The organism is Jiangella alkaliphila, assembly GCF_900105925.1.
Taxonomy (GTDB): Bacteria; Actinomycetota; Actinomycetes; order Jiangellales; family Jiangellaceae; genus Jiangella; species Jiangella alkaliphila.
Genome location: NZ_LT629791.1, coordinates 2,318,585 through 2,340,149 on the forward strand (window position 1 = coordinate 2,318,585; position 21,565 = coordinate 2,340,149).

The following is a 21,565-nucleotide window of genomic DNA, read 5'->3' on the forward strand; positions in this document are numbered from 1 at the left end:
GGGTTCCTCTTCAGCGTCGGCGTGACCTACGTGCTGGCGATGTCGGGGCCGATCAACTCCGACGAGATCAGCCCGGCCGACGTCGCCCTGCTCGCGCTGGCGTCCTGGGCCGGCACCCTGCTGGTCGCACACGACGGCGTTCGCGACCGGTCCCGCCTGGACACCCTGATCTGGCGCGTTGCGGTCTGCGGCGGCGTCATCGCGCTGCTCGGCATCGTGCAGGTGCTCACGAACCAGATCTGGGTCGACCGCATCTCGATCCCCGGGCTGACCGCTTCCGACACGGCCGGCACCTACCTGCGTGGCGCGTTCCTCCGGCCGGCCGGCACCGCCATCCACCCGATCGAGTACGGCGTCGTGGTGACGATGCTGCTGCCGCTCGCGCTGCACGTCGGCTTCCACCAGACCTGGCGTCACCGCGTCGGCCGGTGGATCCCCGCGGCGGCCATCGCCGCGGTCATCCCGGTGACGTCGTCGCGGTCGGCCTACGTCGGGGCGATCATCGGCGTGGTGATCTGCGCCATCGGCTGGCCCACGGTGCGCCGGCGGCTGGTCCTGGGCGTCGGCGTGGCCGGTGTGGTCGCGATGACGTTCGTGACACCCACGCTGCTGAACTCGATCGTCGGGCTGTTCACCGGGGCGGCCGAGGACCCGAGCATCGCGTCGCGCACCGACAGCTTCTCGCTCGCGTCGTCGTTCATCGCCGAACATCCGTGGTTCGGCCGCGGGCTCGGGACGTTCCTGCCGAAGTACCGCATCTTCGACAACCAGTACCTGGGGCTGCTGGTGACCGTGGGGGTGGTCGGCACCATCCTGTTCGTCGCGCTCGGCGTCGTCGCCGTCGTCGTGCTGCTGCGGCTGCGGCGGGTCGTGCCGGACGAGTCGACCCGCGATCTGGCCATGTCGCTCGTGGCCGCGCTCGCCGTCGGATTCGTGTGCCTGGTCATGTTCGACGCGTTCGCATTCCCGATGACCATGGGTACGCTCTTCCTGCTGCTCGGAACAGCAGGCGCGCTACGCCGAACCGAAGATCGGGTGGGCGCCATGCCCATGGGGGACCATGAGTGGTGGAGCGGTCGACGTCGCCGCGCTCGTCGTGACGTACAACAGCGAAGGGCACGTCGCCGAGCTGCTCGACAGCCTGCCCGCGGCGCTGGACGGGCTCAGCTACTCCGTGGTGGTGGTCGACAACGGCTCGGCCGACGGCACCCTCGCGCTGCTCGACCGGCGCGACGACTGCGTGGTCGTCCGCTCGTCCAACGACGGCTACGCCGCGGGCATCAACCGGGCGGTGCGGTCGTCGCCGCCGGCCGGCGCGCTGCTCGTCCTCAACCCGGACGCCACCGTCGACCCCGGCGCCGTGCCGCTGATGCTCGACGTGCTGCGCAAGCCGGGCATCGGCGTCGTGGCGCCGCGGGTGCGCGAGGCCGACGGCAGCCTGTCGCCGACGCTGCGCCGAGGTCCGACGATGGGCCGCGTCGGCGGGCTGAGCTTCACCGGGCTCGCGGCGTTCACCGAGCGCATCGAGGACCCGGCCGAGTACGAGGCCGAACACGAGGTCGACTGGGCGGTCGGCGCGATCCTGCTGATCGACCGCGAGTGCTACGACGCGCTCGGTGGGCTGGACGAGTCGTACTTCCTCTACTCCGAGGAGACCGACTTCAGCCTGCGCGCCCGCGATCAGGGCTGGGCGACGGTGTACACGCCGGCTCCCGGGGCCATGCACGTCGGCGGCGGCTCGGGTGAGAGCGCGACGACCCACACGATGAAGATCGTCAACCGGGTCCGGCTGTATCGGCGGCGCACTGACGACACCCGTGCTTGGGTGTTCTTCGTGCTCACCGTCCTCACCGAGGTCCGGCGCGGCGTCCTCGGCCATCGGAAGTCGTGGCCGACGGTGCGGGCGCTGCTGCGGCCGTCGGCCCGGCCGCCGATGCTCGGAGCGAGCGAGGCGTTCCTGCCGCGGTGACACCCGAACACTGATCGTCTCCAGGGGGGAATGACGAGATGAAGGTCCTGATGATCGCGCCGGCCTGCGACGGGCAGGACGTCGGGGAGTCGTGGGTGGCGTACCAGTGGGCATCACTGGTCGCGCAGCGGTTCGACCTGACGCTCCTGACCACCTACAAGCGGGGCCACGTGCCGACGTCGCAGCAGTTGCCCGGCGTGCGGGTCGTGGAGTGGAGTGAGCCGCCGCTGGTCGGCCGGGTCGAACGGCTCAACAGCCTGATGCAGCCGGCCTACGCACCGTTCTACCGGCGGGCGCGCGGCTGGATCCGCGGCCGGCTGCGCGCCGGCGAGCGCTTCGACGTCGCGCACCAGAGCGTCCCCGTCGCGATGCGCTACCCGTCGCCGGCCCGCGGGCTCGGCCTGCCGCTCGTCGTGGGGCCGGTCGGCGGCAGTTTGGAGTCGCCGCCGGGGTTCGTCGCCGAGGAGGGCGCCACGCCCTGGTACCAGCGGCTGCGCGCCCTCGACGGCTGGCGGATCCGGCGTGACCCGCTGCTGCGCTCGACCTACGAGTCGGCCGCCTGCGTGGTCGGGGTGGCGCCGTACGTCCAGGAGTTCCTCGGTGACCTGACGCTGCGGCGGTTCGAGGTCATGAGTGAGACCGCGGTGCACGACGTCCCGCCGCCGGTCGACCGGACGGCGCGCACCGGCCCGGTCCGGCTGCTGCACGTGGGCCGGACCATCCGCACCAAGGGGCTGCGCGACGTCATCCGCGCGCTGGCCGACCTGCGCGACCTCGACGTCGTCCTCGACGTGCTGGGCGACGGCAACGACCGCGCCGCCTGCGAGGAGCTCGCGCGCGAGCTCGGCCTGGGCGACCGCGTCGTTTTCCACGGCGTGGTGCCGCGGGCCGAGGTGGACGGGTTCTACGAGCGGGCCGACGCCTTCGTGTTCCCGAGCTACCGCGAGCCCGGCGGCAATGTGAGCCTCGAGGCGATGTCCTACGGCCTGCCGGTGGTCGTCTGCGAGCGTGGCGGGCCGGGCGCGAACGTCAGCGACGCGTGCGGCTTCCGGCTGGCCGCCGTCTCACCAGCTCAGCTCGCCGCGGACTGCGCGGCGGCCATCCGCAAGCTCGCCGAGGATCGCGAGCTGAGGCTGCGGATGGGCGCCGCCGCGCGTGAGCACGTCTCCATCACGCACCTGTGGCAGCACCGGCTCGACCGCATGAGCGAGCTCTACGCGTCGGTCACTGACCGCCCTCCATCGAGCAGCTGATCGGCTTCACCGGCACCGGCTGGCCGGCGCTGTCCAGCCGAACCACCTGGGCCTCCCACGTGTCGACCACCGAGCACTTCACGTCGATCGGCCCGTAGCCCCAGCTGCCCTCGACGACGTTGAGGTTGCGGATCGAGGCGGGCATGCCGTTGCGGAACGGGTAGCCGCCACCGGCGACCAGCAGGCCGTCGACGTCGAGCGAGGTGTTGCCCTGGCTGTGCGGGTAGAAGAACGCGGCCGTGCCCCAGCAGCCCTGCTCCTCCTCGAGGATGACGGTGCTGTTGCGGACCTTCAGGTGGCCGCCGTAGTAGCCCTGGATGCCGTCGCCGTGCCAGTCGCCGCACTCGGTCGGCGGCGAGACGCGGATGTAGGAGTCCTCGACGGTGACGCCTTCGCAGCCGTAGTCGTCGCCGGCGGCGCGCAGCCCCTCGGGCACGCCGTCGATGACAACGTTCCGCACGGTGTAGCCGCCCGGGCCGATGACGAAGATGTCCTGGTCGGACGTGCGATCGCGGGGCGTGAAGGTGGAGTCCTCGATGACCAGGCCGTTGCGGCAGACGTTGCGCGGGTCGTTGACCACGCCGGTGCCGACGGCGTCGATGCGCCGCAGCGTCACGTTCGGGGCGTCGACGTAGATGGTGCCGTTGGTGACGCGCAGGTCCTCGACGACGGCGCCGGCCTCGGTGATGCGCAGGTCGCCCTGCACCTCGCGCTCCGGCGTCCAGCCGTCCGGCAGACCCGCGGACTCCCTGGTCGGGAACAGTCCGGGCTCCGACGGCGTCGGGGTGTCCGACGGGGTCGGCGTGGGGGTGCGGGTCGGTGTTGGGGTCGGTGTTGGGGTCGGCGTGGGGGTGCGGGTCGGTGTCGGGGTCGGCGTGGGGGTGCGCGTGGGTGTCGGGGTCGCTGTGGGGGTACGTGTGGGTGTCGGGGTCGCCGTCGGCGACTCCTCGCCCGGCGGCACCGGAGGCACCGGCGGGAGCGGGCTGTCAGACGTCTCGTAGACGACGTCGACGAGGTAGTTCGAGCCCCGATAGGTGTCGTCGGGGAAGCGGCTGCGGCCGCCGTAGTGGTACACACCAGCGCCGGCGGGCAGCGCGAAGCCGTTGCGGACCTGCCGCCGGCCGAGGTCGCGCTCGGTCACCGCGTAGCCGCCCCGCGGCGCGTGGTACGACGCGACGTAGGTCTCGCCGGCGGTGAGCTGCACCGGACTCTCGAGCGGGACGGTCCGCCAGCCCACCGACCTGCTGGCCGCGAAGGTGGTCCGCGCCAGGACCTCGCCGTCGGCCGACCACAGCGTAGCCGTGGTGACGTCGCGGGTCCGCGCACCCTGGTAGTACTGCAGCGCCGTGACACTGCCGTCCTCCTGCGGCGCGAACCGCACGCCCAGCTCCACCGCCCGGCGGTCCGGATCGGCCGCGACCCGCGGCTTCAGGTCGTCGGGGAAGATGCCGTTCGTGGACGACGGCCCGTCGCCCAGCGCCCAGGCGACGGTGACGCCACTCACCACCGCGACGAGCGTGACGATCGCGGTGGAGAGGCGGATTCTGATACGACGACGGCGGACTCGGCGAATGCGTCTACTGGCACGGCTGCGGAGCGGCGGCTGAGTCATCATCGTCCAAATTCCGGGGGCAGAACCACAGCACAGTCTGCCCATGATTCGGCGAACTCATGCACCGAAAACCAAAAACATTCGTCTGTTTTCGGTACAGATCTCATGGACCTGTAGCGTTTTTGTTAGACCTCTGGTGCATTTCTTGCCGGCTGCAGATCATTGCGATTCTCCGGGCCGGACCGGTGCGGTGACGAATTCTCCCGCTGTGATTCCGGCGCCTCGCGTGCGGCCGTTTCCGGCCGCTCGGGCGGCTCCAGGGGGTGCACGGGCGCGTGCGGGGCTTCGGCCTTCGCCTTCGGCCCGGCGCGGTCCCGGCCGCGGGACGACCGGCGCTGCCGGCGCCCGCCGATCACGCCGTCGACCAGTCCGGTGACCAGCAGGGTGGCCACGACGCCGGCGCCGGCGACCGCGGCGATGGCGCGGATGATCGCGGTGTTCACGGTCTCGGGCGCGGCCGGCCCGGCCAGGCGCAGCACCGAGATGCGATCGGCGTCGGGTGACTCGACCTCGTCCTGGAGCACCTCGAGCCGCACGGGCAGCTCGTCGAGGACCCGGGTGAGGACGGCGCCGGCCAGCTCGGGGGTCGGTGCGGTCGACTGGACGAGGATCATCGGGCCGCTGGTCGTGGGGTCGGCGTCGGCGGCGAAGTCGGCGCCGGGGAACTCGGCGAGGATCGGTTCGCGCACGTCGTCGGAGCCCAGCGAGCGGACCAGGACGTCGCGGGCCAGGATGAGGCCGTCGAGGTACATGAGCGGGTTGCCCCGCTGGGCGATGGTGGACTCTCCGGGCACGAGCGTCGCGGTGGCCGTCGACTCGTAGGTGGGCGCCATGCGCGCGGCCACCAGGAAGCAGAGCAGCGCCGTGCCGGCCACGCCCACGAGCACCACGTACCAGCGTCGCAGCAGTGCGTTCAGGAGGTCACTGAGGATCACGTGTCGTCGGCCCCGCCCATCGATGGGTATCTGACCTGCAGTGTCTCACAGGACCACGCCGCCGGGCGGTGCGCCGCGGTCATGGCCGCACCACCGCGGGCGACCACGCCTCCGGGATCAGCACCGCCGCGTCGCCGCCGGCGGCCGGGGCCGCCCACACGTCGCTGACGCCGGGCTCGTCCTCGCGCGGGAGGCCGTAGAGGACGGTGTCGTCGTCGAGCCATTCGACCTGGTCGTCGACGTTGCGCTGCTCGCCGAGCAGGGTCTCGTCGCCGCTGGCGAGGTCCAGTACGGCGATCGACCAGTGCACCCCCGGCCCGTCGTCGACGTCCTTCTTGAACGCGACGCGGGTGCCGTCGGGGGAGAGCGCCGGACACTCGACGCCGTCGCGCACGGTGCTGAGCGTCCGCGCCTCGAGGTCGCCCTCGACCAGCCACGTGTGCCCGAGCGCCCGCGACTGGGCGGTCGCGTAGAACGTGGTGTCGTCGACGAACGTGACGCCCCAGATATTGCGGTCGACCGGCGCGATCTCCTCGCCGTCGACGAGAAGATCGAATTCCTCGATGTTGCCGTAGTCGCGGCCGCCGATCTCGTGGATCGCCGTCTCGGTGGAGAATCCGGTCGTCGCATAGGAATGTCCGGTGACGAATGACGTTGTCGCCACGAGAGTGCCGTCGGGCGACATGCGGGTACGGCTGGGAATTCCCGGCAACGCCCACGATTCGAGTTGTTGCCAGTTCGCGTCCAGCAATACCGCCTCGAACGTCGTGAGGACGCCGCGGTCGGTGCGCAGGCATACGGAGCGGCCGCCGGTGGTGTCGACGCGGTCGCAGGCGACCGGGGCCACCGACCGCGGCCCGCCCGGGTCGTCGGTGGTGACGGTGGCGACCCGGCCGTAGAGGTCGCCCGGCGCCGTGCTGCGGAACACGATGCGATCGCCGGACACCGTCACGTCCGCCGGCACCAGGTCGACGTCGGTCGCGGTCGTCTGCGCGTCGCGGCTGCGGACGTACTCGGACCAGCCGTAGCCGCCGGCCGCCACGACGACCACGAGGACGACGAGGACGAAGCCGGCGACCCGCCGGTTGCGCGTGGTCATGCCCCGACGCCACCAGGGACCGGCCGCGCGGTGTCGAGGCCGCGCAGGGCCAGGAAGCACACCGGCACCGCGACCGCGAGCAGCGCCGCGACCAGCAGCATCGCCGGGCTGCGGCCCAGGCCGTACCAGAGCACCCCGAACGCGGCCGACGCGACCATGCGGGTCACGGCGACCACGGTCTGCGCCGTGCCGATGGCTGCCGCCCGCACCGAGGTGTCGGCCAGCTGACCGGCCAGCGCAGCCAGGACGCCGTCGGTGGCGGCGTAGAACACGCCGAGCAGGACCAGCGTCGCGATGGTCAGCCCGGCCATGCCGCTGGCCGTCCCGGCGCACAGGTAGGCGGCGAGCAACGAGAGGTGGCCCAGCACCAGCACCCGGGCGCGGCCGACGCGGTCGGCGAGCCGCCCGACCGGGATGGCCAGCGCCAGGTACACCAGGTTGGTGCCGACGTACAGCAACGGGAACCACTTGGTGGCGAACCCGTCGCGCGACTGCAGCGCGAGGTAGATGAAGCCGTCGCCGATGGTGAGCAGCCCCAGGACGCCCGCGACGACGAGCAGGCGGCGCAGCTTCGGCTCGGCGACCGAGCGCCAGCTGAACGGGCGGCCGGCGGGCTTGCTGCCGTCCGCGGGTGCGGACGCGGCGGCCTGACGTCGCGGCCGCAGGTCGGGCACCAGCAGGGCCAGCAGTGCGAACCCGATGACCGCGCAGCCCAGCGACAGGACGAAGACGGTGGTGTAGCCGTCCGGGATCGCCCACAGCACGACGAAGGCGAGCAGCGGGCCGAGCGCGGCGCCGATGGTGTCGAGGGTGCGGTGCACCCCGAACGAGCGGCCGAGGTGCGCGGGGTCGGACGCCGTCGTGATCATCGCGTCGCGTGGCGCGGTCCGGATGCCCTTGCCGACGCGGTCGATCGCGACGAGGGCGGTGATGGCGGCGAAGCCGGAGGCGATCAGCAGGCCGGCCCGGGTGACCATCGACAGGCCGTAGCCGGCGACGGCGACCCACTTCGGGTGGTCGCCGCGGTCGGCGGCCCAGCCGCCGGCGATGCGGACCAGCGCGCTGGCGCCCTGCATCAGCCCGTCGATGAAGCCGTAGGCGATGGTGGTCAGGCCCAGGGCGGCGGTGACGTAGAGCGGCAGAATGGCCGCGACCGCCTCGGACGAGATGTCGGTCATCAGGCTGACGACACCGAGCGTCACGACCACCGACGAGACCTTGTGCTTCGTGCGAGGCGGCGCCGGGGCGCCGGTCTTCGGCCGATCGCGCAGGCTGATGTACATGCGTCAGCCCTGGGCGACCAGCACGCCGGTCACGCTGAACACGGTCTCGTCGCCCGAGGTCCGCGAGCTCACCACCAGGGCGTCGGCGGACCGCGAGAACGCGGCGGCGCTGGTACCGGCGACCGCCGGCACCGGGTCCTCGGCGAACCCGCCGGCGACGAACCGGGCGCGGTAGTGCCCGAGCACCTCTTCCGGCGACACCGCCACTGTCGCCTCCAGCGAGACCTGGACGCGCGAGCCCTCGGCCGACACCGCACTGGACGTGACGGTCGCGTCGGGCACGAGGTCGATGACGCCGACCGGGAACCCGTCGACCAGCTCGCCGCTGGCGCTGCCGTCGGCCGGGACCTCCGCCAGCGGCTCGGCCGCGGGCGCGTCGCCGTACAGCTCGTCGAGCCGGGGCGGCGCCGTGCCCTGTGGCTGCGGGATGACCTCGCTGCCGTCGCCCTCGGTCACGCCGCCGCTGCCGGTGGCGTCGGGGGCCGGCTGCGCGTCGGTGTCACCGGTCGCGGGGTCGCCCGGGCTCGCCTCGTCGGTCGGCTGCGGGCCGGGCACCATGCCCGAGGTGCCCGGCGCGGCAGCCGACTCGGTGGCGCCCGGCGGCTGATCCGCGGCGCCGGGCGACTCGTCGCCGGAACACCCGGCGACGGCGCACGCGAGCACCACGGCAACGGCCATGGCTGGAATGTGTTTCACGGCGGCCCCCCACCCGTGTGAACGCCCGCATACCGACGAACAGCCCTCCCCGCGGCTCGTCACAGGCGATTCATCACTGTAGCGTCATCCCTCGCATATCCGCCACGCGAAGGCGGGGTGCCCGGCGCGGCGGCCCGGCGGCCCGGCGGGGCAGGCCGGCCGCGCCTACGGCTCTGATTCGGGGGGATCGAGTGGCGTGCAGGACGCAGAACCATGCGCTGGTGGCGGCGGCCGAGGCGGGATGACCGGCCGGACCACCCGGCAGGTGCTCACCCTGTTCGCCGCCGCGGCGTCGCTGGGCGCCGCAGCCGCCGTCGCGTACGTGCTGGGCAGCACGTCGTGGGGGACCGGGGTCGAGAGGTCGGTCGCCGACGCCGTCGCCGGCTGGCGCGACGGCGGGTGGCGGCTGCTGCGCGGTGGCTTCGGCCGGATCGTGCCGGCGTTCGTCCTGGCGCTGATGGCCGTGCTGATCGTCGTGGCCTACCGGCGCGACCCCCGGACGGCGCTGTTCGCGGCCGTGGCCGCCGTCGGCGCCAACGGCACGGTGCAGGCGATCAAGGCGGGTGCGCTGCCGTTCCCGGCCAGTGCGCGCTCGTCGGGGGAGGCGATGCTCAGCGGGCACGTGCCGCTGGTGCTGTCAGGCGCGCTGCTGGCCGTGCTGGTGGCGCCGGCGGCGGCGCGCCGCTGGGTGATCGCCCTGGTCGTCCTGGCGGTCGCCGCGACGCTGGCGGAGGTGGTGATCAGCGGCTGGCACACCGTCGGCGAGGCCGTCGCCCCGGCGCTGCTGTTCCTGGCCTGGGTGCTGCTGGCCGGCGTCGTGGCCGGTCGGTGGGGCCGTGCGCCGTCAACCCTGCCGGTAGAGCGGGGCGGCGCCTGACGTCGCGCCGGTCCGGGCGACCGGCTCGGACGGCGAGGTCTCGGTCCTAGCGCGGGTGTGCGCCTGGCCGAGCCAGTCGCCCACCTCCGGCTCGTCGGCCTCCCGGCCGGTCTTGCGCTCGTGCCGCGCGACCTGCTCGCGCAGGTACTCGATCTCCTCGCGCCGGGACCGTGAGCGGTTCACCCCGGCGACGATCGCCAGGATGCCCAGCAGCAGGAGCAGGCCGGCCGCGACCCCCGCGGCGAAGACACCCCAGACCGGCGAGTCGAGGTCGACGTCGAACGCGCTGAGCGTGACGCTGTCACCGCCCGCGATCACGGCGATGACGACCGCTGCCGCTGCAGCGACGAGGAGGAGCAGTCCGAGCACGATCATGCCGGGTCCTTTCGGGTGGCAGGCGACGCGTCAATAAACATCTCTTCCCGCGCCCACATCGGGGCAAACCCGACGTGTCACTCCCCATGCGTGGTCAACGGGCCGCTGCCGGGCCGGACCCGGCGCCGGAGAGGAACACCGTCACGACGGCGGCGCCGGCCTGCTCGACGCCCAGAGTGTCGGCGAGTCGCCGGTCCAGCGCGCCCTGCAGCAGGCCGACGTAGAGCTCGAACAGCGTCTCCGCGGCGAGGTCCGCACGCAGGGTGCCGTCGGCGCGGCCGCGGCTGAACAGCTCGCGCACGGGTGCACCGAGCTGCCGGTCGACGGCGTCGGCGGCGGCCGGGTCCTTGGCGGTGTGACTGAGCGCGCGGTACTTGGCAGCCGCGGCGAACGTCGCGCGCGTCACCCGCAGCAGCGCCTCGTGGACGTCGACGGTGTCCGGCTTGGCGTCGGCGATCCGGGCGGCGAGGTCCGCGACGGCCGGGGGTGATGAGCGTGACGATAGTCAGGCCAGTGGGCCTCCGGGCGGCGTGGCCGCGGGCAGCGTGCGAGCGACGCCCAGACTTCGAGATTCCATCTCCTGTCTGGGGATCACCGCCAGGCCAGCTTCGCACCTGCGCGACCCTCAGCCGGCCCGAGATTGTAGGTTTCCCAGTGGCTTCCCATGAGCGTTCCAGGGTCGTCGCATTGATGTCCCATACTGGCACCTGAGACGTCAGTTGCAGAGCGGTCGGTATGCGGCTTCTCCTGACCGATTCGCGTACTCTGATGCGCATGTCCAACAACCACGAGTTCGATCCCTTCGCGGGTATCGAAGACGAGCAGGACGCCGGGCCAGATGGCGCTCGCGCCGGGCTCCTCGAGGCCGCAAGGCGTGGCTACGTCCCGCTGCGCAAGGCGTTCGTCCAGCGACCGCAGGACAGTGCGCCGGTCGCGGGTCGACCTTCGGCCCGCGCCTCGGTTCTCTACGATCTCGTGCACAGACGGAACCAGCGAGCCCTTGACGTCTTTCTGCTCATGCACGCGCTGCAGCCGATTCTCGATGGGACACCTCTGCTGCTCGGTACTTGGGCCAACATCCTGTCGGTGAAGTCTCGCGTCGACGCCACCGCGGTCTCACGGGCGATCGAGACACTCGAAGATCTCCATCTTGTTGTCCGAGAGGACGATAGCCGGACGCCGACGCTCCGACTCCTCCTCGAGGACGGTTCGGGGAAGCCATGGCACAAGCCTGGCTCGACAGTCGAAGAAGGACCCGGCTACTTCGTCATCCCTCACGACTATTGGACGAGGGGCCTGTCCGAGCGGCTTTCCCTGCCTGGGAAAGCCATGCTTCTCATCCTACTTTCCGAGACACAGAACCCCAAGACGCCAGCCTTCGCGATGGCCGTCGAGCGGGCGAGCGAGTGGTACGGCATCAGCGAGCGCACCGCCGAGCGCGGATACCAAGAGATCGGCAAGGCGGGCTTCATGAAGGTCAAGGTGCAGAAGGTGAACGACGACCGTCACCCGGTGGGTAGGCGCGATGTCTACTGGCGAGCACTGAAGTCGCCGTTCGACACCATGACGCGCCAGAGGCTACAGGGCAGCGCAACCAAGGCAGCACGCGCGGCCGGGTCGGCGGCCGCAGCCACTTCGGTAGCCGTGCAACTGCAGCCGACAACGTAGCGCGTCACGCCCCGCGGACCCACGATCGCTACCGGTGAGGAGGAGGTGATACATGCCAAAGATCAACGCGCCCCCCGACGTACTTCTCGAGCGCGAGAAGACGAACCGCGACATCGCCAACGCAGGATGGGGACCAACGCTTCGTCTGAAGTTGCTGAGGAGCCCGGTGGCGCCCGGACTCCTCCTTGCTGGCGGCCTAGGTCTCTCCACGCTACTGCAGCAGATCGGCGACTACCTTGCATAACGACCATACGACAGAGGGGGCTGCCCGATCCACTCGTGATCGGGCAGCCCCTCGCAGTGCACCAAGGGCCAACGTGACGTCCGCGCACTCGCGAGCCGGCTCCGGGAGCAGCATGGCCACCTCGAGGTGCTGATCAACAACGCCGCGGCGGGCGGTGCGCGGCGGGAGCTGACCGCCGACGGCGTCGAGCGCACCTGGGCGGTGAGCTACCTGGCGCCGTTCCTGCTCACGACCCTGCTCATCGACATGCTGACGGCGAGTGCGCCTGCGCGCGTCGTCAACGTCACGTCGGCGGCTCAGGCCATGGGCCGGCTCGACCTCGACGACGTCGAGTTCGTCCGGCGGCGGTACCGGCCGTTCGCCGCCTACGCCCAGGCGAAGCTGGCGCTGGTGCTGTTCACGGTCGAGCTGGCCGGCCGGCTCGACGGCACCGGCGTCACCGTCACCAGCGTGCACCCGGGCGGCGCGCGGACGAACATGGGCGGCCAGCTCGACGCTCGCGGGCCGGCCGCGTGGGGCGCGCGGCTGACCTGGCTGCTGAGCCGGAGCCCGGAGGCGGCGGCTCACGGCACGGTGCGGCTCGCGACCGCGCCGGAGGCCGGCGGCACCGGTGGCTACCTTGTGAACCGGCCCGGCAAGGCGCCGAAGCCGGGCCGGGCGAACCGGCTCGCGCACGATGCCGACGCCAGGCGGGCGCTGTGGGAGCTGTCCGAACGGATGGTTCGCCGGCCCGGGAGGTTCACCTCCTGACCGCTACTCGCCGTTGCGCATGATGTCGAGGTCGACCGGGCCGTCGATGCCGTCGACCCGCGCGAACGTGTTGACCTGCCAGACGTGCCAGCGCTCGTCGGTGGGGCGGCGGAAGAAGCGGTAGTCCCAGAGCCGCCGGTCCAGGCCGTCGCGGACCGGGTAGGCGTCGTCCCAGTCGGGGCGGACGTAGAACAGCAGGTCGCGATCCCACGCCTGCTCGACCAGCTCGACGAACGCGTCGACCTCGGCGGCCACCTGGTCCGCCGGCGGCCGCTCGCTGCAGTTGCCGGTCAGCTCCAGGTCGATGACCGGCGGCAGCGCGTCGGCGTCGGGCGGCGCGACGGACAGGAAGTTCTCGGCCTGCGCCTCGCCCGGCGCGCAGAGGGTGAAGAAGTGGTAGGCGCCGCGGTCCAGCCCGGCTGCGGCGGCGCCGGCCCAGTTCTCCTCGAACCACTCGTCGACCCAGCCCTCGCCCTCGCTGGCCTTGATGTAGGCGAACTGGATGCCGTCGTCGGCCACGGCCTCCCAGTCGATCTCGTCCTGGTGCGCCGAGACGTCGATGCCGTAGCGTTCGCCGTCCTGGAGCGCCGGCCGCCAGTGGGGGACGGCCCAGAACCAGATGACGGCGCCCAGCCCCAGCGCCACGACCACCACCGCCGAGACGGTGACGATGATGCGACGCCGCATGGATCATCCCCCTGAATCGCCCGCTTCGTCCCGTCACGATAACCGGCCGGAGGGCCGTATCGTCAGGGCATGGCACCGGACGTCTGGGCCCAGGGTGACGCCTACGAGGCGTACGTCGGGCGATGGAGCCGCCGCGTCGCCGCCGAGTTCGTGCCCTGGCTGGACGTGCCCGGGGGTGCGCGGTGGGTGGACGTCGGCTGCGGCACCGGCGCGCTGACCGAGGCCGTGGTGACGATGGCCGCGCCGGCCTCCGTCGTCGGCGTCGACCCGTCCGACGGATTCCTCGGCACCGCCCGCGAGCGCGTCGCGGGCGCGACGTTCGAGGCTGGCTCCGCCGCGGAGCTGCCGGTCGCCGACGGCGCCGCCGACGCCGTCGTCAGCGGGCTGGCGCTCAACTTCGTGCCGGACGCGTCCGCCGCGGTCACGGAGGGCGTCCGGGTGGCGGCGCGTGGCGCCGTCGTCGCCGCGTACGTGTGGGACTACGCCGAGGGCATGCAGCTCATGCGGCACTTCTGGGCGGCCGCCGCCGACGTCGACCCGGCCGGCGCCGACCTCGACGAGGGCACCCGGTTCCCGCTGTGCCGGCCCGAGCCGCTGCGCCGGCTGTGGCAGGCGGCCGGGCTGGCGGACGTCACGGTCCGGCCGATCGACGTCCCGACGGCGTTCGCGTCGTTCGACGACTACTGGCGGCCGTTCCTCGGCGGGCAGGGCGCAGCGCCCGGCTACCTGGCCACGCTGCCGCGGTCGCGGCAGGAGGCGATCCGCCACGCGGTGCGGGTGCGGCTGCCGGTCGCGGCGGACGGCTCGATCGCGCTGACCGCCCGCGCCTGGGCGGTCCGGGGACTGCGGCCCTGAGGAGGACGTCATGCGGCTGGCCGGCGGGTACCCGGTCGTCATCACCGAGCGGCTGCGCGAGTGCCGCGACTTCTACGTCGGCCGCCTCGGTTTCGCGGTGGTGTTCGAGGCCGACTGGTTCGTGCTCCTCGACGGCGGCGGCGTCGCGGTCGCGTTCATGCTGCCGGAGCACCCGTCGGCGCCGCCGTCGCCCGGCCCGCACACCGGCGACGGCGCGTTCCTCACGCTCCAGGTGACCGACGCCGCCGCGGAGTACGCGACGCTGCTGGCGGCCGGCGTGGAGATCGCGCTGCCGCTGACCGACGAGCCCTGGGGCCAGCGTCGCTTCGGGCTGGTCGACCCCGCCGGCCAGTGGGTCGACGTCGTCGAGCAGATCCAGCCGGAGCCCGGCTGGTGGGACCCGTACATCGGCTAGCGGGCCAGCGCGTCCTCGAGCTCCTTGAGCAGCCGCGCCTTCGGCCGCGCGCCGATCAGCGCCTGCACCGGCTCGCCGTCGACGAACAGCATGAGCGTGGGCAGCGACATGACGCGGTAGCGGGCGCCCAGTTCGGGGTGCTCGTCGGTGTTCACCTTGCGGATCGCGATGGTGCCCTCGAGCTCGCCGGACAGCTGCTCCAGCATCGGCGCGATCAGGTGGCACGGCGGGCACCACTCGGCCCAGAAATCCACCAGGACCGGGATGTCGCTGCTCAGCACCTCGCGGTCGAACGTCTCGTCGGTGACGGTGTGCGTCATCGCGGGTCCCCCTGCCGCCGCGCCTGGGCGTCGTCGAGCTTGGTCTGGATGCCGGCGCGGATCGCCGTCAGCCGATCGAGATAGCCGTCGACCTCGGCGAGCTTGCGCCGGTACGTCTCGATCGAGTCGGCGCAGGAGTCGCCGGACTCGTGGCCGGAGCGCAGGCACTCGACGAACGGGCGGGTGTCGTCGAGGCTGAACCCGATGCCCTGCAGCGTCTGGATCTCGGTGACCAGCCGCAGGTCGTCCTCGTCGTACTCGCGGTAGCCGTTCGGGGCGCGTTGCGCCATCAGCAGGCCCTGGGACTCGTAGAACCGCAGCGCCCGCGTGGTGGTGCCGGTGCGCTGGGCGAGGTCGCCGATTCGCATGCCTCGACGGTATTCCTTGACGCGTGCGTCAAGGCAAGGGTTGCTACGGCAGGTCGGCCTGGGGGGCTGCCGTGTAGACGTCCAGGAGGCGCCGCTCGGCATCGGAGAGCGCGAGCCGCACGGCGCCGAGCGCGACGGCGTCGTCACCGAGCTGCGAGAGCTCGAGCCGAGGTGTCACCAGCGCACGCCGGGTGAGATGCCGGCGCAGGCTGGCCAGTATCGCGTCGCCGGCCAGGGCGACACTGCCGCCGATGATGACCAGCTCCGGGTCGATCGCGGACACGAACGAGGCGAGGCCCCGTGACAGCCGGGCGCAGGCCTCGTCCACCGCCTGCAGCGCCCGAGCCTCGCCGCCGGCTGCCGCGGTGAGGACGGCGGAGGCGTCGGCGCCGTCGAAACCGAGGCTGCGGGCCCGGCTCAGGATCCAGGCGGTTCCGGCCGCGGACTCGAGCGGGCCGAGCCCGTCGGGCTGGACGCCCTGCGGCTCCTCCTCGAGCTCGAGGAACCCGATCTCGCCGGCCGCGCCGTGGGCACCGCGGTGCAGCTCTCCGTGCACCAGCACGGCCGCACCGACCCGGGCGCCCCACTGCACGAGGATCAGGTTCTCGGCGGCACCGCCGACGCCGTTCCAGCGCTCGGCCATCACGGCGAGGTTGACGTCGTTCTCGACCCGGACGGAGCACTCGACGCTGCGCCGGAACAGGCCGCCCAGCTCCAGCGAGCTCCATCCGGGTATCGACGGCGCCTGCACGACGGCGCCGCGCTGCTCGTCCACCACGCCAGGCGTGCCGATGCCCACCGCCGCGAGCGCGGACGACGGGACGGGCACCGCGTCGAGTGCCTGCCGCATCGTGGCCGTCACCTGCTCGAGCAGCTGGGCGTGGGTGCTGGCCTCCTCGACGTCACGGCGGACGTGGGAGACGACGGTGCCGCTGAGGTCGGCGACGGCGCAGTAGATCTTGTGCGGTCCGACGTCGATGCCGAGCACGTACCGCGCGTCGGCGCGGAATCTCAGCACGCGGGCCGGCCGGCCCATGCGCGGCAGGTCGAGGTCGGGCGCCTCGGTCTCCTCGACCCATCCGTCGGTCATGAGCGTCGACACCGCCGCGCTCACCGTGGGACGGGACAGGCCGGTCGCGTGGATGAGGTCGGTCACCCGTGCCGTACCCGCGGCACGGATGGCGCTGAGCACCGCGGCGCAGTTCATCAGCCGTAGCACCTGAGGTCCGCTGCCATGTCCGGTTTGAGTCACTAGTACCCCTTGACACCCGACGTCTCGTACCAACATAGTGATCGTCACACACATAGTTAGGGAAGTTTCCTTACTAAGTCTAGGTGATGCTCTTCGACCGCTCTCAGCGGCTGCCGCGTTCGTGTCGACGATTCGGAGCGTCCTGGCCCTCCGTCGTCGGGGCACCGCGATCACGGCAGCTCGTCCACCCGATAGCCAGGCTCTGCTTGCCGGCACCTGCAGGGCGCTACTGACGAAGTCCCTACGCAGCACATCAACACGGCGTTCGTTCACGTCAGCACCCGTCCCCCCGGAGGAAGCCATGGTGGGCAAGCGATCCACATCGTTACTGTTGTTCCTGGCGCTGCTGTTATCGGTCCTGGTCAGCGCGCCGGCCACTGCACAGACAGCCGAGGCTCCGGCCGAACCAGGCGGCACGTTCGCGGAACTGTCCGCGGCCGACCAGTTCGAGAAGACGCTGGTCGCACCCGGCATCTCCCAGCCGATGAACATGGACATCGCCGACGACGGCCGCGTGTACATGACCAGCCGCGACGGCGTCATCCGCGTCTACCACCCGCACATGGGGCACGTGGGTGTGGTGGGCGAGCTCGACGTGTTCGACGACCACCCGCTGCCGCAGAACCCCGACTTCGAAGGGTCGAAGAACCAGGAGGGCGGCCTGCTGGGCCTGGCCCTGGACCCGGGCTTCGCGACGAACGGCTGGGTGTACGTGTACTACACGACCCGCGCCGAGAACGCGCACTACCTCTCCCGGTTCGTCATCGAGAACGACCAGCTCGACGTCGAGTCCGAGATCGTCATGCTGAAGGTCCCGTACAACAAGACGAACTGCTGCCACGTCGCCGGGGACGTCGACTTCGACTCCGCCGGCAACCTGTACCTGAGCACCGGCGACGAGTCGCCGCCGGACCTGAACCAGCAGTACTCGCCGCTCGACAGCCGTCCGACGCACTGGTACAACGACGACCGCCGGACTTCGGGCAACACGAACGACCTGCGCGGCAAGGTGCTGCGGATCACCCCGCAGGACGACGGCACCTACGCGATCCCGGACGGGAACCTGTTCACCGGCGACGAGGAGGGCGGCGGCAAGACCCGGGCGGAGATCTTCGCGATGGGGTTCCGCAACCCGTTCCGCATCTCGCTGGACCCCGCGACCGACCGGCTGCACATCGGCAACTACGGGCCGGACCGGCTGGGTGACTGGACCGAGCGCGGGCCGTGGGGCTTCGACCAGTACATGGCGACGTCCGAGGCGGCCAACTTCGGCTACCCGTTCTGCATCGGGAACAACTACCCGTACCGGCCGTGGGACTACGCGACGAACCAGCCGCTCGGTGACTTCTACGACTGCGAGAACGGCCCGGTCAACGACTCGCCGAACAACACCGGTCTCGACCAGCTCCCGCCGGTGACGCCGGCGACGATCTACTACCCGCGCAGCTGGGCGGGCTGGCCCGAGTCGTGGGTCGGCTGGCCGGCGCAGGAGCTCAACCCGATCCCGGAGCCGTTCCTCAACATGGGCTCCGGTGCGGGCGGCCCGATGTCCGGCCCCGTCTACCGCTACGACGCGGCGCTGCAGTCCGACACCAAGTTCCCCGAGCACTACGACGGGCGCTGGTTCCTGCTCGACTTCCACCGCGGCCACGTCAAGACGGCCGACCTGGACGAGAACGAGCAGGTCGAGGCCATCGACGACTTCATGCCCGGCCAGACCTGGTCCGGCCTGATGGACGGTGAGTTCGGCCCGGACGGCTCGCTGTACGTGCTGGAGGGCGGCGCGTTCGGCAACAGCCCGAACGCCGGCCTGTACCGCGTCGACTACGTGCCCGACACCGGTCCCGGCCAGTGCGTGACCGACGACTTCGCCGGGACCGAGCTCGACCGCGAGCGCTGGCCGACGATCGTGCGTGAGAACCCGGACGGCTACCGGCAGACCGACGGCGCCCTCGAGATCGACATGCTGCAGGGCGACATGATCAGCAACCACCTGAGCGGCAACATCAACACCACCGCGCAGAACCTGATCATGACGCCGGTGCCGGACGGGAACTGGGAGGCCACGGTCACCGTCGACCTGCCGGCGGAGTCGGTCAGCCATGACCAGGCCGGGTTCATCATCTACGCCGACGACCAGAACTTCACCAAGGCGGCCTACTTCCCGCCGTACGGCAGCGCGGTCGACGGGCGGATGGAGTACCTCTTCCACCAGAACGGAGAGATCCGCTACCAAGGCGGGGTCGACAACCCCACCATCACCAACGCACCGCGGACGCTGCACCTCCGGTTGAGCGGTGACGGTGAGAACGTGCGGGCCGCCTACTCCCGCGACGGCGTGACCTGGGTCAACGTCGGGCGACCGGCGCCGATCTCGCAGTACGAAGCGCCCCAGTTCGGCTTCTTCGCCGCCCATGGCCCGAACGCGATCGAGACCCCGCTGACCGCGACGTTCTCCGACTACTCGCTGTGCGTCCCGGAGGAGCCCGCGTGTGCGGCGCCGCAGCCCGACGAGGGCTACCGGCCGCTGTGGGACGGCGCCACGCTGACCGGCTGGAACCAGTCCGGCCCGGGTGGGTTCGCGATCGTGCCGGACGGGGAGCGGGCCGGCTCGTGCGCCCTGGAGTCGGTCGGCGACCCGGCCGGCCTGGGGATGCTGTGGCACGAAGAGGAGTTCGAGTCCTACCGGCTGCACCTCGACTTCAAGGCGGTCGCCGAGGACGACAACTCCGGCGTGTTCTTCGGGTTCCCCGACCCCGGTGACGACCCGTACGTCGCCGTGCGCCAGGGCTACGAGATCCAGATCGACGACACCGGCGGCTCGCCCGGCGCCGCGGACAGCTCCAAGACCGGCTCGGTCTACACCTTCCAGGCACCGACGTCGTTCCCGACCGTCGCCGGTGAGTGGAACGAGATGGAGATCGAGGTCGAGGACCCGATGGTCCGGGTCTGGATCAACGACGTGCTGGTCAACGAGTACGAGAATCCGGAGGGCTCCGGACGGGACCTGGCCTCCGGCTTCGTGGGCATCCAGAACAACCGCGTGTCGGACAACGTGTTCTTCCGCGACATCTGGATCAAGGAGCTCGGCGACACGCAGTGCCCCGAGCCGCAGGCGCCGCCGGCAGGCTTCGCGCCGCTGTACGACGGCGAGACGCTGGACGGCTGGACGATGGCCGGTCCGGGCGGCTTCGAGATCGACGAGTGCGGGCTGCTCGAGCCGTTCGGCGGCATGGGCCTGCTCTGGTACGACGAGCAGACGTTCTCCGACTACGTCATGCGGGTCGACTTCCGGGTCAAGGCGCCGACGGACAACTCCGGCGTGTTCGTCCGCTTCCCCGATCCGCAGGGCGATCCGGGCCGGCCGGTGAACGAGGGCCACGAGGTCCAGATCTACGACGGCACCGACGACCCGATGACCCGCACCGGCGCGATCTACAACTTCGCACCGGCGGATCCGCTGGCCACGAACCCGATCGGCGAGTGGAACACGATGGAGATCGAGGTGATCGGCCAGGAGTACCGCGTCACGCTCAACGGCGTCGAGGTCACCACGTTCACCGGCGACGGCACCCGTCCTCTCGAGGGCTTCGTCGGCCTGCAGAACCACTCGGCGGGCCAGGCGGCCGGTGAGAGCGTGGAGTTCCGCAACGTCTGGATCAACGAGATCGAGGACGAGCTGACGGTCGACGCCACGGTCGACCCGGCCGAGCCCGACGGCGCCGGCGGCTGGTACGTCTCGCCGGTCACGCTCGGCCTGGAGTCCAACGACCCGGACGCGGAGCTGTACTGGCGGCCGCGGACGGACGAGACCGAGTGGCGCACGTGGACCGAGCCGGTCGTCTTCGACCAGGACGGCGTCTACAACATCGACTACAAGGCGGTCGTCCCCGGCGACGGCGGCGAGCCGGCCGAGAAGGAGATCCTCGTCGGCTCGGGCGGATTCGGGTTCAGCGAGACCGACTTCAGCGTGCGCCAGGGCGACACCGTCAAGTTCCAGTACGTCCCCGGGTACGCACACGACGTCGTGATCACCGACGAGAACGGCGAGGTGCTGGCGTCGCGTCCGCTCGGCGACGACTGGGAGGACGACCCGTTCTTCTTCGACGCGGCCGACGTGGGCACGTACTACGTCTACTGCACGCCGCACTCGAACCGGCCCGACCCGGACGATCCGACGACGTGGGCCGGCATGGTCGCGACGTTCGAGGTGACGCCGTCCACCGGCGAGCCGCCGGTGGAGACCGGGATCGAGGAGATCGAGTTCCTGGTCGACCAGACGGGGCCGGCCACCACGGCCTCGCTGGCGGGGGAGCAGAGCGGCGACGTCTACACCGGTCCGGTCACGGTGACCCTGGCCGCGCAGGACGCCACCTCCGGTGTCGCGGAGACGCAGCACCGGATGGCCGGTGAGGAGGAGCCGGCGGTCTACGACGAACCGATCACCGTGACCGAACCCGGCGACTACGCCGTCGAGTTCCGGTCGGTGGACGTGGCCGGCAACGCCGAGGACTGGCAGACGGTCGAGTTCACCATCGACGACGGCGGTCCGAGCGCCTGCCCGGCCCCGGACCCGCGGGAGACCGTCATGATCGGCGAGCACGACAGCGGCGTGCCCAGCTATGCACTCGACGACGGGTGCACGGTCAACGACCTCATCCTCGACGAGGGCGAGTGGAACAGTCACGGGGCCTTCGTGCGACACGTCGGGGAGGTGACCGACCAACTGGTGACCGACGGCGTGCTCAGCGGCAGGGAACGAGGCGCCATCGTCCGCGCCGCCGCAGGGAGCGACATCGGACACCAGGGAGCTTCGCGCCGGATGTCGTGGTCCATGTCCTGAACACACCGCTGAACCCCCGTCCGGCGCCGGTCCGCAGGCCGGCGCCGGACGGGGACCGTTCAGC

Annotated in this window: 19 protein-coding genes and 2 pseudogenes; 9 read left to right on the forward strand and 12 right to left on the reverse strand. The window is 71.5% G+C overall.

Annotation, left to right across the window (positions count from 1 at the left end):
• Positions 1–26: 26 nt before the first annotated feature.
• Positions 27–284 (reverse strand): hypothetical protein, encoded by a 258-nt coding sequence (locus tag BLV05_RS37640; RefSeq protein WP_231948798.1) that lies wholly within the window; start codon positions 282–284, stop codon positions 27–29.
• Positions 285–366: 82 nt separating this feature from the next.
• Here BLV05_RS37640 and BLV05_RS38585 point away from each other — a divergent pair.
• The 3 genes and pseudogenes from BLV05_RS38585 to BLV05_RS10850 all read left to right on the forward strand — a co-directional run.
• Positions 367–762: pseudogene (locus BLV05_RS38585) on the forward strand (O-antigen ligase family protein); the annotation flags it as partial.
• A 298-nt stretch (positions 763–1,060) separates the two neighbouring features.
• Positions 1,061–1,969 (forward strand): glycosyltransferase family 2 protein, encoded by a 909-nt coding sequence (locus BLV05_RS10845; RefSeq protein WP_046769382.1) that lies wholly within the window; start codon positions 1,061–1,063, stop codon positions 1,967–1,969.
• Positions 1,970–2,007: 38 nt separating this feature from the next.
• Entirely contained in the window at positions 2,008–3,222 is a 1,215-nt protein-coding gene (locus BLV05_RS10850) for a glycosyltransferase family 4 protein (RefSeq protein WP_046769383.1), read from the forward strand.
• Here the strand turns inward: BLV05_RS10850 and BLV05_RS10855 are convergent.
• From BLV05_RS10855 to BLV05_RS10875, 5 genes are all read right to left on the reverse strand, one after another.
• The gene (locus tag BLV05_RS10855) at positions 3,194–4,729 is read right to left on the reverse strand and encodes a DUF4082 domain-containing protein (protein WP_052762558.1); all 1,536 of its coding nucleotides are present in this window, start codon (positions 4,727–4,729) and stop codon (positions 3,194–3,196) included. The genes BLV05_RS10850 and BLV05_RS10855 overlap by 29 nt on opposite strands.
• Positions 4,730–4,959: 230 nt before the next feature.
• A complete protein-coding gene (locus tag BLV05_RS10860) occupies positions 4,960–5,769 on the reverse strand; it encodes a hypothetical protein (RefSeq protein WP_046769384.1) in 810 nt (269 codons plus the stop codon).
• Between the two features lie 79 nt (positions 5,770–5,848).
• Positions 5,849–6,868, reverse strand: coding sequence for a TolB-like translocation protein (locus BLV05_RS10865; RefSeq protein WP_046769385.1), 1,020 nt, complete (start codon positions 6,866–6,868; stop codon positions 5,849–5,851).
• A complete protein-coding gene (locus BLV05_RS10870) occupies positions 6,865–8,151 on the reverse strand; it encodes an MFS transporter (protein WP_052762559.1) in 1,287 nt (428 codons plus the stop codon). Before BLV05_RS10870 ends, BLV05_RS10865 begins: the two co-directional genes overlap by 4 nt.
• A gap of 3 nt (positions 8,152–8,154) precedes the next feature.
• Positions 8,155–8,829, reverse strand: a complete 675-nt coding sequence (locus BLV05_RS10875) for a hypothetical protein (RefSeq protein WP_046769386.1) — start codon at positions 8,827–8,829, stop codon at positions 8,155–8,157.
• A 259-nt stretch (positions 8,830–9,088) separates the two neighbouring features.
• Between BLV05_RS10875 and BLV05_RS10880 the strand changes: the two genes are divergently transcribed.
• A complete protein-coding gene (locus BLV05_RS10880; protein ID WP_046769387.1) occupies positions 9,089–9,724 on the forward strand; it encodes a hypothetical protein in 636 nt (211 codons plus the stop codon).
• Here the strand turns inward: BLV05_RS10880 and BLV05_RS10885 are convergent.
• Complete coding sequence (locus BLV05_RS10885; RefSeq protein WP_046769388.1) at positions 9,692–10,099, reverse strand: hypothetical protein; 408 nt, start codon at positions 10,097–10,099, stop codon at positions 9,692–9,694. The two genes, BLV05_RS10880 and BLV05_RS10885, sit on opposite strands and share 33 nt — an antisense overlap.
• 94 nt (positions 10,100–10,193) lie before the next feature.
• On the reverse strand, positions 10,194–10,505 hold the full coding sequence (locus BLV05_RS10890) for a hypothetical protein (RefSeq protein WP_052762560.1): 312 nt from the start codon (positions 10,503–10,505) through the stop codon (positions 10,194–10,196).
• A 368-nt stretch (positions 10,506–10,873) separates the two neighbouring features.
• Here BLV05_RS10890 and BLV05_RS10895 point away from each other — a divergent pair, with 368 nt between their 5' ends.
• Positions 10,874–11,767 carry a hypothetical protein gene (locus BLV05_RS10895; RefSeq protein ID WP_082155310.1) on the forward strand — a complete coding sequence of 298 codons (894 nt, stop codon included), beginning with the start codon at positions 10,874–10,876 and terminating at the stop codon, positions 11,765–11,767.
• A 328-nt stretch (positions 11,768–12,095) separates the two neighbouring features.
• Positions 12,096–12,761: pseudogene (locus BLV05_RS10900) on the forward strand (SDR family NAD(P)-dependent oxidoreductase); the annotation flags it as partial.
• Positions 12,762–12,764: 3 nt separating this feature from the next.
• On the opposite strand, the gene BLV05_RS10905 reads toward BLV05_RS10900, so the two are convergent.
• Entirely contained in the window at positions 12,765–13,448 is a 684-nt protein-coding gene (locus BLV05_RS10905) for a GH25 family lysozyme (RefSeq protein ID WP_046769390.1), read from the reverse strand.
• 69 nt (positions 13,449–13,517) lie between these two features.
• Here BLV05_RS10905 and BLV05_RS10910 point away from each other — a divergent pair, with 69 nt between their 5' ends.
• On the forward strand, positions 13,518–14,303 hold the full coding sequence (locus BLV05_RS10910; RefSeq protein ID WP_046769391.1) for a class I SAM-dependent methyltransferase: 786 nt from the start codon (positions 13,518–13,520) through the stop codon (positions 14,301–14,303).
• 10 nt (positions 14,304–14,313) lie between these two features.
• A complete protein-coding gene (locus BLV05_RS10915) occupies positions 14,314–14,718 on the forward strand; it encodes a VOC family protein (protein WP_046769392.1) in 405 nt (134 codons plus the stop codon).
• Here the strand turns inward: BLV05_RS10915 and trxA are convergent.
• From trxA to BLV05_RS10930, 3 genes are read right to left on the reverse strand one after another with little or no spacing between them, the layout of a single operon-like run.
• Positions 14,715–15,038, reverse strand: coding sequence for a thioredoxin (trxA, locus tag BLV05_RS10920; RefSeq protein WP_046769393.1), 324 nt, complete (start codon positions 15,036–15,038; stop codon positions 14,715–14,717). The two genes, BLV05_RS10915 and trxA, sit on opposite strands and share 4 nt — an antisense overlap.
• The gene (locus BLV05_RS10925; RefSeq protein WP_046769394.1) at positions 15,035–15,406 is read right to left on the reverse strand and encodes a MerR family transcriptional regulator; all 372 of its coding nucleotides are present in this window, start codon (positions 15,404–15,406) and stop codon (positions 15,035–15,037) included. Before BLV05_RS10925 ends, trxA begins: the two co-directional genes overlap by 4 nt.
• Positions 15,407–15,449: 43 nt before the next feature.
• Positions 15,450–16,613: an ROK family transcriptional regulator gene (locus BLV05_RS10930; protein WP_083421302.1), complete on the reverse strand. Its 1,164-nt coding sequence runs from the start codon at positions 16,611–16,613 to the stop codon at positions 15,450–15,452.
• 346 nt (positions 16,614–16,959) lie between these two features.
• Here BLV05_RS10930 and BLV05_RS10935 point away from each other — a divergent pair, with 346 nt between their 5' ends.
• Positions 16,960–21,501 (forward strand): family 16 glycoside hydrolase, encoded by a 4,542-nt coding sequence (locus BLV05_RS10935; RefSeq protein ID WP_046769395.1) that lies wholly within the window; start codon positions 16,960–16,962, stop codon positions 21,499–21,501.
• The last annotated feature ends 64 nt before the right edge of the window (positions 21,502–21,565 follow it).

What these genes read in the sequence shown, in the direction of transcription:
- BLV05_RS10845 (WP_046769382.1), top strand. Translation starts at nt 1,061, where the DNA reads ATGAGTGGTGGAGCGGTCGACGTCGCCGCGCTCGTCGTGACGTACAAC.
- BLV05_RS10850 (WP_046769383.1), top strand. Translation starts at nt 2,008, where the DNA reads ATGAAGGTCCTGATGATCGCGCCGGCCTGCGACGGGCAGGACGTCGGG.
- BLV05_RS10865 (WP_046769385.1), bottom strand. Translation starts at nt 6,868, where the DNA reads ATGACCACGCGCAACCGGCGGGTCGCCGGCTTCGTCCTCGTCGTCCTC.
- BLV05_RS10870 (WP_052762559.1), bottom strand. Translation starts at nt 8,151, where the DNA reads ATGTACATCAGCCTGCGCGATCGGCCGAAGACCGGCGCCCCGGCGCCG.
- BLV05_RS10875 (WP_046769386.1), bottom strand. Translation starts at nt 8,829, where the DNA reads ATGGCCGTTGCCGTGGTGCTCGCGTGCGCCGTCGCCGGGTGTTCCGGC.
- BLV05_RS10880 (WP_046769387.1), top strand. Translation starts at nt 9,089, where the DNA reads ATGACCGGCCGGACCACCCGGCAGGTGCTCACCCTGTTCGCCGCCGCG.
- BLV05_RS10885 (WP_046769388.1), bottom strand. Translation starts at nt 10,099, where the DNA reads ATGATCGTGCTCGGACTGCTCCTCCTCGTCGCTGCAGCGGCAGCGGTC.
- BLV05_RS10895 (WP_082155310.1), top strand. Translation starts at nt 10,874, where the DNA reads ATGTCCAACAACCACGAGTTCGATCCCTTCGCGGGTATCGAAGACGAG.
- BLV05_RS10905 (WP_046769390.1), bottom strand. Translation starts at nt 13,448, where the DNA reads ATGCGGCGTCGCATCATCGTCACCGTCTCGGCGGTGGTGGTCGTGGCG.
- BLV05_RS10910 (WP_046769391.1), top strand. Translation starts at nt 13,518, where the DNA reads ATGGCACCGGACGTCTGGGCCCAGGGTGACGCCTACGAGGCGTACGTC.
- BLV05_RS10915 (WP_046769392.1), top strand. Translation starts at nt 14,314, where the DNA reads ATGCGGCTGGCCGGCGGGTACCCGGTCGTCATCACCGAGCGGCTGCGC.
- trxA (WP_046769393.1), bottom strand. Translation starts at nt 15,038, where the DNA reads ATGACGCACACCGTCACCGACGAGACGTTCGACCGCGAGGTGCTGAGC.
- BLV05_RS10925 (WP_046769394.1), bottom strand. Translation starts at nt 15,406, where the DNA reads ATGCGAATCGGCGACCTCGCCCAGCGCACCGGCACCACCACGCGGGCG.
- BLV05_RS10930 (WP_083421302.1), bottom strand. Translation starts at nt 16,613, where the DNA reads ATGAACTGCGCCGCGGTGCTCAGCGCCATCCGTGCCGCGGGTACGGCA.
- BLV05_RS10935 (WP_046769395.1), top strand. Translation starts at nt 16,960, where the DNA reads ATGGTGGGCAAGCGATCCACATCGTTACTGTTGTTCCTGGCGCTGCTG.